The 13,257-nt window shown below is 62.4% G+C and carries 11 protein-coding genes; 7 read left to right on the top strand and 4 right to left on the bottom strand.

Going from position 1 to position 13,257, the window contains the following annotated elements; translation table 11 throughout:
• Nucleotides 1-103 precede the first annotated feature (103 nt).
• Nucleotides 104-1,261, top strand: coding sequence for a tRNA 2-thiouridine(34) synthase MnmA (mnmA, locus tag HK107_RS03165; protein ID WP_173198717.1), 1,158 nt, complete (start codon nt 104-106; stop codon nt 1,259-1,261).
• Here mnmA and HK107_RS03160 read toward each other — a convergent pair.
• Complete coding sequence (locus HK107_RS03160; RefSeq protein WP_173196727.1) at nt 1,258-1,494, bottom strand: hypothetical protein; 237 nt, start codon at nt 1,492-1,494, stop codon at nt 1,258-1,260. The two genes, mnmA and HK107_RS03160, sit on opposite strands and share 4 nt — an antisense overlap.
• Nucleotides 1,495-1,752: 258 nt before the next feature.
• On the opposite strand from HK107_RS03160, the gene sucC reads away from it, so the two are divergent.
• The gene (gene sucC, locus HK107_RS03155; protein WP_173196725.1) at nt 1,753-2,943 is read left to right on the top strand and encodes an ADP-forming succinate--CoA ligase subunit beta; all 1,191 of its coding nucleotides are present in this window, start codon (nt 1,753-1,755) and stop codon (nt 2,941-2,943) included.
• Between the two features lie 85 nt (nt 2,944-3,028).
• On the top strand, nt 3,029-3,946 hold the full coding sequence (locus HK107_RS03150) for a sialate O-acetylesterase (protein WP_173196724.1): 918 nt from the start codon (nt 3,029-3,031) through the stop codon (nt 3,944-3,946).
• A gap of 50 nt (nt 3,947-3,996) precedes the next feature.
• On the opposite strand, the gene HK107_RS03145 is transcribed toward HK107_RS03150, so the two are convergent.
• Together HK107_RS03145 and HK107_RS03140 are read right to left on the bottom strand one after the other, a co-directional pair.
• Nucleotides 3,997-4,161, bottom strand: a complete 165-nt coding sequence (locus HK107_RS03145; RefSeq protein WP_173196722.1) for a CsbD family protein — start codon at nt 4,159-4,161, stop codon at nt 3,997-3,999.
• A 44-nt stretch (nt 4,162-4,205) separates the two neighbouring features.
• Nucleotides 4,206-5,042: a DUF1206 domain-containing protein gene (locus tag HK107_RS03140; RefSeq protein WP_173196720.1), complete on the bottom strand. Its 837-nt coding sequence runs from the start codon at nt 5,040-5,042 to the stop codon at nt 4,206-4,208.
• 176 nt (nt 5,043-5,218) lie between these two features.
• On the opposite strand from HK107_RS03140, the gene sucD reads away from it, so the two are divergent.
• From sucD to odhB, 3 genes are all read left to right on the top strand, one after another.
• Entirely contained in the window at nt 5,219-6,130 is a 912-nt protein-coding gene (sucD, locus tag HK107_RS03135; RefSeq protein ID WP_173196718.1) for a succinate--CoA ligase subunit alpha, read from the top strand.
• Between the two features lie 150 nt (nt 6,131-6,280).
• Nucleotides 6,281-9,250 (top strand): 2-oxoglutarate dehydrogenase E1 component, encoded by a 2,970-nt coding sequence (locus HK107_RS03130; protein ID WP_173196716.1) that lies wholly within the window; start codon nt 6,281-6,283, stop codon nt 9,248-9,250.
• Between the two features lie 10 nt (nt 9,251-9,260).
• Complete coding sequence (gene odhB, locus HK107_RS03125) at nt 9,261-10,811, top strand: 2-oxoglutarate dehydrogenase complex dihydrolipoyllysine-residue succinyltransferase (RefSeq protein ID WP_173196714.1); 1,551 nt, start codon at nt 9,261-9,263, stop codon at nt 10,809-10,811.
• A gap of 86 nt (nt 10,812-10,897) precedes the next feature.
• On the opposite strand, the gene HK107_RS03120 is transcribed toward odhB, so the two are convergent.
• Complete coding sequence (locus tag HK107_RS03120) at nt 10,898-12,394, bottom strand: PRC-barrel domain-containing protein (protein WP_173196712.1); 1,497 nt, start codon at nt 12,392-12,394, stop codon at nt 10,898-10,900.
• A 177-nt stretch (nt 12,395-12,571) separates the two neighbouring features.
• Here HK107_RS03120 and HK107_RS03115 point away from each other — a divergent pair, with 177 nt between their 5' ends.
• The gene (locus HK107_RS03115) at nt 12,572-13,183 is read left to right on the top strand and encodes a hypothetical protein (RefSeq protein ID WP_173196710.1); all 612 of its coding nucleotides are present in this window, start codon (nt 12,572-12,574) and stop codon (nt 13,181-13,183) included.
• Nucleotides 13,184-13,257: the final 74 nt, after the last annotated feature.

The raw sequence follows: 13,257 nt of genomic DNA, 5'->3' as shown, positions 1-13,257 counted from the left end.
CGTTCACCGCCGTCCATGACCTCCTTCAGAAGCAAAGCCCGCCGCTTGGCCCAGCGGCGGGCTTTCGCTTGTGCGAAGCCTCGCCTATCTGTCCGCGATGGACATGATTTCTCTCAAGGACGCGGCGGACGCGCTGGACCTCGGTGTGCCCAAGGGCTCCCGGGTGGTGGTGGCGATGTCGGGCGGCGTCGACAGCTCGGTGACGGCGGCGCTTGTGAAAGCGGCCGGCTATGACGCCGTGGGCATCACGCTTCAGCTCTATGACCATGGGGTCGCCGTCCAGAAGAAGGGCGCGTGCTGCGCCGGGCAGGACATTGCGGATGCGCGGGCCACGGCCGAGCAGCTGGGCATTCCCCACTATGTCTTGGATTACGAGGACCGCTTTTCCGAAAGCGTGATGGAAGACTTCGCGGACACGTACCTCGCTGGCGCGACGCCGATCCCTTGCGTCCGCTGCAACCAGACGGTGAAGTTCAAAGACCTCCTCTCGACTGCGCGGGATCTGGGCGCCGAGGCGATGACCACGGGGCACTATATCCGCCGTGAGCTTGGGCCGGAGGGCCCTGAGCTCCACCGGGCCGAGGACCAGGGCAAGGACCAGAGCTACTTCCTGTTCGCGACGACCCGCGAGCAGTTAGGTTTCCTGCGCTTCCCGCTGGGGCTCTATCCGAAGAGCCAGACCCGTGCGTTCGCCGAGGAAATGGGCCTCGAGATCGCTGACAAGCCGGACAGCCAGGACATCTGTTTCGTGCCGGAGGGGAGATATACCTCCGTGGTCGAGCGTCTGCGTCCGGGCTCTGCCGAGCCGGGGGAGATCGTCACCCAGTCGGGCGAGGTGCTGGGGCGCCATGCTGGCGTGATCCATTACACCGTCGGTCAAAGGCGTGGCCTTGGGATCGGCGGCATGGAAGAGCCCCTCTACGTGGTCGGGCTCGATGCAGAGAAAAAGCACGTGATTGTCGGGCCGCAGGAGGCGCTGCTGACCAAGCGGGTGCACCTGAAGGAGGTCAACTGGATTGGTCCGGGTGCTGAGCTTCCGGCAGCCGTGACGGTGCGGGTGAAGCTTCGCTCAACGAGAGAGCCTGCGCCAGCGATGCTGCATGCCGCGCCCGGCGGGGGGGCCTATGTGGACCTCGCCGAGCCTGAAGCCGGCGTTGCGCCGGGGCAGGCCTGCGTTTTCTATGCGGAAGGCGACAGCCGTGTCCTTGGCGGTGGCTGGATCGAAGCGACCGAAGCGGCGAGTGCGCTGGCTGCTGCCTAGACCAACTTCTCCGGGCTCGGTGCGCCTTTGTCATCGAAGCCCGGCATCGGGCCGAAGGTCTCGCTGTCTGTTCCGGTGAAGCGGGCGAGGAGCCTGCGGGCGCGGTCATCAAACTGCGGCGGGAACTCGTCCCGGCCGGTGAGGTGCTTGCCGCTCGGGCTATCGACCCAGTCGTTGAAGCCGTCCTCATGGCCGTGGCGCACCAGACCCAGGCGGGCAAGTGAACAGCTCAAGTCGACCGAATGCTTGAGCGAATCAAGCAGCGCGCAATACGCGACGAATGCGTTATTGTATTCATTTCCCATAGTAATTCCTCCCGCCTGTCTTGAACTGAAGCCGAATTGCTGCGCTGCACGCAAGAGTTAACTTCTCACGCGGCGGCCAGTGATGCCTTGCGGCTGCGCAAGGCGAAAGGATCGACGAAAGCCCCGTTGATAGGGCGGGGAGGCGCTGCCATAAGCGCGCCAGAAACCCGAAACCCGGACGGCCCCATGAACATTCACGAGTACCAGGCAAAACAGCTCCTCAAATCCTACGGCGCTCCGGTCGCGAACGGCGCGATCGTCATGAACGCCGCTCAGGCGGAAGCGAAAGCGAAGGAGCTGCCCGGTCCGCTCTGGGTGGTGAAAGCCCAGATCCACGCCGGTGGCCGCGGCAAAGGCCACTTCAAGGAAGAGGCTGCTGGCGAAAAGGGCGGTGTCCGCCTCGCCAAGTCGGCCGAAGAAGCCGCTGAGCAGGCGAAGAAGATGCTCGGCAACACACTCGTCACCATCCAGACCGGTGAAGAGGGCAAGGAAGTCGGCCGCGTCTATGTCGAAGACGGCGCGGATATCGACCGCGAACTCTATCTCTCCGTGCTGGTCGAGCGCACCGGCAAGGTTGCCTTCATCGCCTCGACCGAAGGCGGGATGGACATCGAAGCGGTGGCCGAAGAGACCCCTGAGAAAATCGTCTCAGTTCCTGTCGAGCCTTCCGACGGTGTCACTGATGCCGTGGCCGACAAGGTCGTCAGCGCACTGAAGCTCGAAGGTACCGCAGCCGAAGATGGCCGCGAACTTGTCCGCACGCTGTACAAAGCCTTCACCGAGAAGGATATGGCGATGCTGGAGATCAACCCGCTGATCGTCATGCCTGACAACCACCTCCGCGTCCTCGACGCCAAGGTCGGCTTCGATCCGAACGCTGCGTTCCGTCACCCGGACATTGAAGAGCTGCGCGATGAGTCCGAAGAAGACCCGCTGGAGCTCAAGGCGAACGAGTTCGACCTCGCCTACATCAAGCTCGATGGCACGATCGGTTGCATGGTCAACGGCGCAGGCCTCGCCATGGCGACCATGGACATCATCAAGCACTACGGCGCTGAGCCTGCCAACTTCCTCGACGTCGGCGGCGGCGCGACGAAGGAGAAGGTGACGGAAGCCTTCAAGATCATCACCTCCGATCCGGGTGTAGAAGGCATCCTCGTCAATATTTTCGGCGGCATCATGAAATGTGACGTCATCGCCGAAGGCGTCCTCGCAGCCGTTGAAGAAGTTGGCCTCAAGGTTCCGCTCGTCGTCCGTCTCGAAGGCACGAACGTCGAAAAGGGCAAGGCGATCATCGCGAACTCAACCCTCGACGTGATCCCTGCCGACGATCTCGAAGACGCTGCTGAGAAAATCGTGAAGGCGGTCAAGGGCTAAGCCCTCCTACTGCTTTCAAAGCTAGTCACGAAGCGCCGTCACCTTGAAGGTGGCGGCGTTTTTCTTTGCGGGGAGGGCGCGGGCCATGCGGAAAATCTTGGGAGCGGCGGGGGTGATGCTCGCGCTGACGGCCTGCGGGCAGCAGCCGGGCGATACCTACAAGGTCTATTATCTCGGTGGCCAGTCGAACATGGACGGCTTCGGATTCAACGAGGACCTGCCGCCTGAACTGGTGGACGGCGTGCCAGAGGTCCTCATCTATCACGGTGATCCTGATACGGACGGAACGGAAGTCGGCGGCGAGGGCTTTTGGCGCGCCCTGACGCCCGGTCACGGCATCGGCTACCGCTCGACGGCAGACGAGGTGACGCTCTCGGCACGGTTCGGGCCTGAGCTGTCCTTTGCCGGAGCGCTCAAGGCTGGCGCGCCGGACAGCAAGATCGCGATCATCAAGTATTCGCGGGGAGGGACTGGCCTGATGGATGGTGTCTCCGGCTACGGATCATGGGATCCAGATGGCTATCAGGGCGGTGGTCCGAACCAACTTGACTATGCGCTGACGACCATCGGAGACGCGCTAGCCGTGGCCGATATCGATGGCGACGGCAGGGTGGACCGGCTCGAGCCTGCCGGGATTGTCTGGATGCAAGGCGAGGCCGACGCTTATGACAGCGCCGAGGCTTCTTCGCAGTATGCGGAAAATCTGGCCGAGTTGATGGGCATTATCAGGGGGGCGCTTGGGTCCTCTGATATCCCGATCGTCCTCGGGCAGATCAAGGATTCAGGAGACACGCCTGAGACCCGGGTGATGGCGTTTTCCCCGGAGGTTCAAGCCCAACAGCGAGCGTTCGCTGAGCGGGACCCTTGCGCCTCGGTGGTCACAGTGACGGAAGGGTTCTCCTTCCTGCCTGACGGATGGCATTATCAGTCAGAGGATTACCTGACCTTGGGGCGGGCTTTCGCCGACCGGGTCCTGGCGCTCGAGCTCGAATGCGGGCCATGAAAAAGCCCGCGGATCACTCCGCGGGCTCATTGTCTTCAGTTGACTGAACGTCAGTGCTTCGAGCCTGAGAAGGCATCCTTGATGTTGCCCCAGGCTTTCTTGAGGGCGCCCTGGCTTTGCTCGCGCTCACCCTGCCGTTCCAGCGACCGGTCGCCAGTGGCCTCGCCGACGGCTTCCTTGATCGAGCCTTTGATCTGATCCGATTGGCCGTCCATTTTTGTTTCTGCTGCAGTTTCGTGTGCCATTATTCGCATACCTCCTATGAGCTTGCTGAATAGGAAACACTCTGGCTGCCGCCTTGTTCCGGATCGGGGATGGTCCGGTACCGGGCTTGGAGAAAGCTGTAGAGCGAAAAGCCAAGGAGACCGAAACCGATCAGCCCAAGGATGAAAGCGCCGTAAGGTTGCGACTGGAGCCACTCGAGAGCTCCGCCGATGCCGCGTGCATCATCGGGGTCTGCCGTCAGGCCCGCATAGGCGATGAAGCCGCCGATTACCGCGAAGACCACTGCGCGGGAGACGATGCCCGCCTTGATGGCAGGGTCCATCCAGCTGGCGCCCGAGGGGATGCGGATGTGCTCGCGATATTCTTCGTTGAACGCCTTCTTCAGCATGCTGGCGCCCGCGATGACGAAGCCTGCTCCAAGGATTGTGACCAGCCACTTGCCGGCCGGGGCGGACATGACCGTGCCGATCATCGATTCCGTGCCGCCGCCTGACGAGTTGCCGCTGGCCGAACCCGTTGCGAGGGCGATGGCGTAGAAGGAGAGGCCGAAATGGAAGAGGCCCGAGCCTGCGTGGGCCGCGCGTTTGACCATCGCCTTGCCGTCGGAGCCTTCATTCTCGAGGTCGAAGGCTGCCGAGACAATCCGCCAGAGGCCATAGCCGAAGAGGCCGATAGCCGTGAGCGACAGGACCGCAATGCCCCATCCGCTGTCGCTGAGGGCCGCGAGGGCGCCCTTGCTGCCTGTGGTTGCGCCGCCGCTGCCGATCGCCGCTGCGAAGGCGAGGCCGCCGATCAGGCCGTAGGTGACACCGCGGGCGGCAAAGCCTGCGCGGGCGAGTTTTTCGTACAGTTCCTTGCGGGACGAGGACATGGCTCTTCTCCTGAATTCGTACCCCACCAACGGGAGAAGGCCCTCAACCGTTCACCAAACTCTCCCGATTGCGATAGGTTTGCGCTTTTCGCACCAAATCAGACGAAGGCCCTGTTGCCCGCTGGCGCCGGGTCACTTATCGAGCCTCGAAATTTCCCAAGGAGCGAAGCCGAGCAATGGCCATTCTCGTCGACAAGAACACCAAGGTCCTGACCCAGGGCCTCACCGGTAAGACCGGGTCCTTCCACACCGAGCAGGCGCTGGCCTATGGCTCGAAGATGGTTGGCGGCGTGGTGCCCGGTAAGGGCGGCCAGACCTGGACGGCAGGCCCGCCCGCAGAAGGCACCGATCTCCCGGTCTTCGGCAGCGTCGCAGAAGGCATGAAAGAGACCGGCGCCAACGCCTCGGTCGTCTACGTTCCGCCGAAATTCGCAGCTGCTTCTATGATCGAAGCCATCGAAGCGGAAATGCCGCTGATCATCACGATCACCGAAGGCATCCCGGTACTCGACATGGTGAAGGTCAAGGATGCGCTGAACGGCTCGAAGTCGCGGCTCGTGGGCCCGAACTGCCCGGGCGTCATCACGCCTGACGAGTGCAAGATCGGCATCATGCCTGGCCACATCCACCGCCGCGGCTCGGTCGGCATTGTCTCGCGCTCGGGCACGCTGACCTACGAAGCTGTCCATCAGACCACGAACGCTGGCCTTGGCCAGTCGACCTGCGTCGGCATCGGCGGCGACCCCGTGAAGGGCACCGACTTCATCGACGTGCTGGAGCTCTTCCTCGAGGACGACGAGACGGAATCGATCATCATGATCGGCGAAATCGGCGGCTCTGCAGAGGCTGACGCTGCGCGCTTCCTCGCTGAGCACAAGATCAAGAAACCGACCGTCGGCTTCATCGCTGGCGTCACGGCGCCTCCGGGCCGCCGCATGGGTCACGCTGGCGCCATCGTTTCCGGCGGTGAGGACACGGCAGAGAGCAAAATCAAGGCGATGAACGAAGCGGGCATCCGCGTCGCGCCGACCCCGGCCAGCCTGGGCACGACTTTGGTCGAACTTCTTAAAGAGAAAGGCGTTATGTAACGCCATCCGCGGCGCTACCGAACCCCCGGTTTTGGTTGCGTCGCGACCGCCCAGCGTTATGTAGTTGGGCAGGGCTTCCGGGCCCTTGATTTGGATCATCTCCCGGCGGCGGCCGGACCCGCCCCGGACGACCGAAGGACCGGCCGCGAAATGGCTCACGACGGTAGCGCAGGCTCCGACATCTCCCGCGAAACGAAAGACGACATTTCGTTTCTTTCCGGCGGCAATGCCGTCTATCTCGAACAGCAATTTGCGAAGTACGCGGAGAACCCCGCAAGCGTCGATCCTGAGCTCAGGGCCTATTTCGACGCTTTCGGCGATGGCCGCGAGACCGCAAGGTCCAACGCAGACGGGCCGAGCTGGAAGCGTGACGACTGGCCCAAGCGCCCCGGCGACGAAATCACCGCAGCGCTAGGCGGCAACTGGGCAGGCGTCTCGGATGTCTTCGCCAAGAAGATCGCCGAGAAGAAGCCGCGCGGGGTCAACCCGCAGGATGTTCAGGCTGCGGTCCACGATTCCGTCCGTGCACTGATGCTGATCCGGGCTTACCGGGTGCGTGGCCACATGATTGCCAATCTCGACCCGCTCGGCCTGCGCGATATCGAGGTGCACCCTGAGCTCGATCCGGCGAGCTATGGCTTCACTGAAGACGATTACGACCGCGAGATCTTCCTCGACAATGTCCTCGGCCTCGAAACGGGCAGCCTACGGACGATCCTCGAGATCCTGCGACGGACCTATTGCGGCACGTTCGCGATCGAATTCATGCACATCACCGACCCGGAGCAGAAGCAGTGGCTTCAGCACCGCATCGAAGGCATGGACAAGGAGATCAAGTTCACGCCGGAAGGCAAGAAGGCGATCCTGACCAAGCTGATCGAGGCGGAAGGGTTCGAAAACTTCCTCCACGTCAAATATCAGGGCACGAAGCGTTTTGGTATCGATGGCGGCGAGGCGATGGTCCCGGCGCTCGAGCAGATCATCAAGCGCGGCGGCGCTCTGGGCGTGCAGGAGATCAATCTCGGCATGCCGCACCGCGGACGCCTGAACGTCCTCGCAGCGGTGATGGGCAAGCCCTATCACCAGATCTTCCACGAGTTCCAGGGCGGCGCAGCCATCCCTGAGGATGTCGGCGGCTCGGGCGATGTGAAGTACCACCTCGGTGCCTCTTCTGACCGTGTCTTCGACGGAAACTCCGTACACCTCTCGCTGGCTGCGAACCCCTCGCACCTTGAGGCAGTGGACCCTGTTGTTCTCGGCAAGTGCCGAGCCAAGCAAGACTTGATGGAGCCGGGCGAGCACATCAAGGTTGCGCGGACCCACGTCATGCCGCTGCTCCTTCACGGTGATGCAGCGTTTGCAGGGCAGGGTGTCGTCGCGGAATGCTTTGGCTTCACCGCGCTGCGCGGCTACCGCACCGGCGGCACGATCCACTTTGTCGTCAATAACCAGATCGGCTTTACGACCAGCCCGCGTTTCTCGCGAAGCTCTCCGTACCCGTCAGATGTGGCCAAGATGGTCGAAGCGCCGATCATCCACGTCAATGGCGACGATCCCGAAGCTGTGGTCTTCGCCTCGAAGATCGCCACCGAGTTCCGCATGGAGTTCGGCCACGACGTGGTCGTCGATATGTGGTGCTACCGCCGCTACGGCCACAATGAAGGCGATGAGCCGAGCTTCACCCAGCCGCTCATGTACGCCAAGATCAGGAACCGCCGCACGACGCGCGAGCTTTACGCGGATCGTCTGGTTGCGGAAGGTCTCGTCTCCGAGGCCGACGTCGAACGCGAGATGGCGGAGTTCAAGGAATTCCTCGAGAACGAGTTCGAGGCTGGCAAACCCTATGAGCCGAAGAAGGCCGACTGGCTGGACGCTCGTTGGAAGGGCTTCAAGCCGCCCCAGGACGATGACCGCAAGGGCGATACGGCTGTCGATCTCGACCGCCTCAAGGACCTTGGCGGCAAGCTGACCCGCGTCCCTGACAATTTCACGATCCACAAGACGCTGAAGCGGATCCTGAAGGCGAAAGAGACGACCCTCACCGAGGGTAAGAACATCGACTGGGCCACGGCCGAGGCGCTGGCGTTCGGATCGCTCCTCCGTGAAGGCTACCGGGTCCGGCTCTCGGGGCAGGACTCCGTGCGCGGAACGTTCTCCCAGCGCCATTCGAGCTTCGTCGATCAGACGACGGAGAAGCGCTACACGCCGCTTCGTCACCTGTCTGACGATGCGGCCGAGTTCGAGGTCATCGACTCGAACCTCTCCGAGTTCGCGGTGCAGGGCTTTGAGTATGGCTATTCGCTGGCAGACCCGACCACGCTGACCCTCTGGGAAGCCCAGTTCGGTGACTTCGCCAACGGTGCGCAGATCATCTTCGACCAGTTCATCTCCTCGGCCGAACGCAAGTGGCTGCGGATGTCGGGCCTCGTCCTTCTCCTGCCGCACGGCTATGAAGGCCAAGGCCCTGAGCACTCGTCGGCGCGCCTTGAGCGCTACCTGCAGGGCTGTGCCCAGGACAATATTCAGGTCGCGAACTGTACGACGCCTGCGAACTATTTCCATATCCTCCGCCGTCAGATGAAACGCGACTTCCGCAAGCCGCTGATCCTGATGACGCCGAAGTCGCTGCTCCGTCACAAGAAGGCGGTCTCGACTTATGAGGAGATGGGGCCGGGATCGACGTTCCACCGTCTCCTCTGGGATGACGCCGAGTACCAGCCGGGCACGACCGTCACGCTTAAGCCGGACAATGAGATCCGCCGCGTGGTGATGTGCTCGGGCAAGGTCTACTACGACCTGCTCGAAGAGCGTGAGAAGCGCGGCGTCGATGACGTCTACCTCCTGCGCGTCGAGCAGTTCTATCCGGTGCCTGCCGGCTCGATGATCCACGAGCTTCGCCGCTTCCAGAACGCCGAAATGGTCTGGTGCCAGGAAGAGCCCAAGAACATGGGCGCGTGGTTCTTCATGGAGCCGAACATCGAATGGGTGCTCGACCAGATTGACGCAAAGCATAAGCGCGCGCGTTATGCGGGCCGCCCAGCCGCCGCGTCGCCCGCTACCGGACACGCCCAACAGCACAAGAAAGAACTCGAGGACTTCCTCGAGGAAGCCCTAGGATAACGAGAGAAACATGGTCGACATCCGCGTACCTACCCTCGGTGAAAGCGTCACCGAGGCCACCATCGGACAATGGCTGAAGCGCGAAGGCGACCAGGTCGCCGCCGACGAGCCGCTGGTCGAGCTTGAGACCGACAAGGTCTCCGTCGAAGTGAACGCGCCGGCCGCTGGTGTCCTGTCCAAGATCGCTGCCCAAGAGGGCGAGACCGTCGAGCTCGACGCGCTCCTCGGCACGATCGGCGAGGGCGACGGCGCTGGCGCGAACGGTGCTGGCGACGAAGGCGGCGGCATCAACGCTGCCTCCGACACGCCTTCGGCTGCGGCTGCCCCTGGCGGCGCTGGCGAAGTGAAGGCTTCTGAAGAGGCCGACGGCGAAGAGGTCGAGATCACGGCGCCGAGTTCGGGCGAGAGCGTCTCCGAAGCTGACATCGGCGAGTGGCTGGTGAAGGTCGGTGATTATGTGAAGGTCGACGACCCGGTCGTCAGCCTCGAGACCGACAAGGCTGCGGTCGACGTTCCGGCTCCTGTCTCGGGCGTCCTGAAAGAGATCAAGGCCGAAGAGGGCGCGACCGTTTCGGTGGGCGACGTTCTTGGCATCATCACCTCTGGCGAGGCTGCTGGCGAGAGCAAGCCGCAGGAAACGGCCAAGCCGAAAGCTGACAACCAGACGCAAACGGATCTTTCGACGCTGAGCCCAGCGCCGCGCCGGATCGTCGAGCAGAACGGCCTCGACGCCTCGCAGATCGCAGGCTCCGGCCGCGGTGGTCGCGTGACCAAGGGTGATGCCCTTGCAGCGCTCGAAGGCGTTGGCAGCCAGCCTGCGAAGGCCAAGGCACCTGCACCTTCGGCTCCGCGCGAGCTCGGTGAGCGCGAAGAGCGGGTGAAGATGTCCCGCCTGCGCCAGACGATCGCCAAGCGCCTCAAGGAAAGCCAGGACATCGCGGCCCAGCTCACCACGTTCAACGACGTGGACATGACGGCGGTGATGAGCGTTCGCTCTCAGTACAAAGAGCTCTTCGAGAAGAAGCACGGCGTGAAGCTCGGCTTCATGGGCTTCTTCGTGAAGGCCGCGATCCAGGCCCTGCGCGAAGTGCCGGAGGTCAATGCCGAAATCGACGGCACCGACATCATCTATAAGAACCACTACGATATCGGTATTGCGGTGGGTACGGAGAAGGGCCTCGTGGTCCCGGTCGTGCGTGATGCTGACCAGAAGGGTCTCGCAGAGATCGAGAAAGAGATCGGCGACTATGGCCGCCGTGCCCGCGATGGCGACCTCAAGCTCGAAGAGATGCAGGGTGGCACCTTCACGATCACCAATGGCGGTGTCTATGGCTCGCTGATGTCAACGCCGATCCTGAACATGCCGCAGTCGGGCATTCTCGGTATGCACCGTATCGAGAAGCGCCCGATCGCTGTCGGTGACGAGATCAAGATCCGCCCGATGATGTATCTGGCGCTCTCCTATGACCACCGGATCGTCGACGGCAAAGGCGCTGTGACGTTCCTGGTGCGGATCAAGGAAAACCTCGAGGATCCGCAGCGCCTGCTCCTCGACCTCTAGATCGGTCTACCGATTACGGACAAAAGAGAAGGCCGGAGCATCGCTGCTCCGGCCTTCTTCGTTTCTAAGCCTCGTGGAGGGGACGCTTAGCGACGATAGGGTTCTTCGGAAGTCTCTTCCTCGACTTCCTCTTCAACTTCCTCAGCAGCCTGCTCGACGTCTTCTTCGGCTTCTTCTGCCTCTTCCTCGACTTCGCTGGCAGCGTTTTCTGCAGCGTTTTCAGCTTCTTCGGCAGTCTCACGGACTTCCGCTTCGGCCTCATTCGCCGTTTCGCGGGCTTCTGCCGTCGTAGCGGCTGCAGCGTTCTCGACGTCTCGCTCGAGCTCTTCGGTCTCACGTTTAACGTCGCGAGCCGCTTCGGCAGCCTCCGCCTCGGCTTCGTCCATCTCGGCGTCGACCTCGGCAGCGGCCTCTTCAGCTTCTTCCTCGGTCCGGTTCAGGGCAGCTGCGCCTGCGTCGCGGACTTCGGTTGCGCCGCGCTCGATCGCGTCGCCGGTTTTCTCGACGGCGTTTTCGATGGCATCACCCGTACGCTCAAGGAAGTTGCTCGGCTCGAACTCGTAGTTCGGGAGCATCGAGAACTCATCCGCTGACAGACTGATGCGGTAGCCTGCGTCATCCTCGGCGTCGCCCTCGGTCACGCTGATCGTGTCATAGGGGAGGGCGAGCATGAGGTCGTCGAAGTCGATGATCACGGCACGGATTTTCCCGCTCGCGGTCATCATGATGTCTTCGACCTCGGCTATCTCGTCCGAGCCCGGAACGGCAAGCTCTGCATCCTGAAGCTCGCTTGCGAGGGTGAAGCCGTCTTCGCCAATCGCGAATTCATCGGCATCCCAACGGGCGAGGGCTTCCACGCTCTCCTTGTCAGCGGGCATGGCGATGTCGAGTTCGCCTTCGTCGTCATCATCAGCCATGAATCGCAGCTGGTCGAAGGCGACGACATAGGTCTTCTCGCCAAGGCCCAGAACGCCGCCTGCCTTGACGACGGCTTCGGTCACCTGGCCGTCGGCATTGATGATGAGGTCTTCGAGGTCGGCAATCTCCTCGCCATCCGTGCCGTCAATGTCCTCGCCGATGATGCGCGCTGCGTTCAGGGCATCGGAGCGCAAGCGGACGGTGGTTGTATAATCGAAGACATCGCGGTCCATGGGTTGGGACGAGGCGGTGCGCTTTTCGTCCATGTCCTTGTCCGACCAGTCCTTCTCGGCGTTGGAGGCGGTCTTCTTCTTCTCCCAGTCCTTCTTCTTGTCCTTGTCGCCCCAGTTGCCGTCTTCCTGTTCAGGCATGTCCGGGGTGGTTGAGGCATCGGCCGTCACCTGACGCCGCTCACCGTCCTCGTCGGTAACGATCTGGCCTTCGCCATCGCCCGTCGTGGCTTTGAGGACGATTTCATTGAGGGTCTCGGCGTCATCGACCTTGTCGAGGGCATCCTGATCCAGCTCGCTGACGGCGGCAGGGGCCTCGGCAGAAGGCTCGACAAACTCCTCAACGTCCTTGGTCTCGGTATCGGCTTCCTGCGCTACGGCGACACCGCAGAGCATGAGGGTGGAGATGGCGGTAGTAGAGAGAAAACGTGACATGGTTGCGCCTTCGTAAATGCTGCACCTGTCCCAACACGGTGCAGTTCGGACCGTCCCCCGGTAACGCTCTAGTGATAGTTCCAAATTGAGACGGACGAACTCTTCTCAATTCTTTGCGTTTTCATCATTGCAGTTGTGACTTTTAGAGGAAGGCGTGGTAGTCTTGTGATTATGGGGATGTGGAAACTAATAGGCGCGACGGCCTTCGTCGCCCTCGCCGCGTGTCATACGCGGCCGCACGATGCCGATCAGGGGATGACCGGCGGCATCACGGAAGGCGTGCTCGCGCCTCTCACAGACCTCAACATGCGCAAGGAAGCGATCCCGCCCATTCTCACGGCCCTCGCGGTCTACGAGAAGCCGGTGCCGGAGAGCTGTGCTGGCATCGAAATCGAGATTGCGGACCTTGAAAGCTATGTCGGCAGCGACGTCGATACGCTCCAGACGGCGAGCGCCGATGGCCTTGTCAGCTTCTCTGGTCTTTCTAACCGAGTGACCGACCTTGCGGACGATCAGGCCTATAGCCTCGTCAGCGACCTCACGACCGACTTCATTCCTTTCCGCTCGATGGTCCGCCGCGCCACCGGCGCTACTGCGCATGACCGTGCGGTGCGGGAAGCCTACCGACGGGGTCGTCTGCGTCGCAGCTATCTCAAGGGTGTGGGCTTCGCGATGGGCTGCGACGGCGGTGCCGCTCCGCAGATGGCTGAGCGGACGATGGTCGCGAAGAATGACGAGCCTCAACCGAAAGTGACCTTCGACGTCACCCACGTGCCCCCGGCCTGGTAGGGCTGTAGGCCTGCCGCCGCGCGAAAATGTTCAATGGTAGACGGCTGACGTGCCCACTTGCAGAAGTGGCCGCT

The sequence above is a fragment of the Parvularcula mediterranea genome (assembly GCF_013085255.1).
Classification (GTDB): domain Bacteria; phylum Pseudomonadota; class Alphaproteobacteria; order Caulobacterales; family Parvularculaceae; genus Parvularcula; species Parvularcula mediterranea.
The sequence above is the reverse complement of the archived record's forward strand: the minus strand, read 5'-3'. Positions and strand labels throughout refer to the sequence as shown.

Bases quoted from the DNA above. Each gene is read 5' to 3' on its own strand.
- HK107_RS03115 (WP_173196710.1), top strand. From the start codon at position 12,572: ATGTGGAAACTAATAGGCGCGACGGCCTTCGTCGCCCTCGCCGCGTGT.
- HK107_RS03140 (WP_173196720.1), bottom strand. From the start codon at position 5,042: ATGTCCTCGTCCCGCAAGGAACTGTACGAAAAACTCGCCCGCGCAGGC.
- sucD (WP_173196718.1), top strand. From the start codon at position 5,219: ATGGCCATTCTCGTCGACAAGAACACCAAGGTCCTGACCCAGGGCCTC.
- mnmA (WP_173198717.1), top strand. From the start codon at position 104: ATGATTTCTCTCAAGGACGCGGCGGACGCGCTGGACCTCGGTGTGCCC.
- HK107_RS03130 (WP_173196716.1), top strand. From the start codon at position 6,281: ATGGCTCACGACGGTAGCGCAGGCTCCGACATCTCCCGCGAAACGAAA.
- HK107_RS03120 (WP_173196712.1), bottom strand. From the start codon at position 12,394: ATGTCACGTTTTCTCTCTACTACCGCCATCTCCACCCTCATGCTCTGC.
- HK107_RS03145 (WP_173196722.1), bottom strand. From the start codon at position 4,161: ATGGACGGCCAATCGGATCAGATCAAAGGCTCGATCAAGGAAGCCGTC.
- odhB (WP_173196714.1), top strand. From the start codon at position 9,261: ATGGTCGACATCCGCGTACCTACCCTCGGTGAAAGCGTCACCGAGGCC.
- HK107_RS03150 (WP_173196724.1), top strand. From the start codon at position 3,029: ATGCGGAAAATCTTGGGAGCGGCGGGGGTGATGCTCGCGCTGACGGCC.
- sucC (WP_173196725.1), top strand. From the start codon at position 1,753: ATGAACATTCACGAGTACCAGGCAAAACAGCTCCTCAAATCCTACGGC.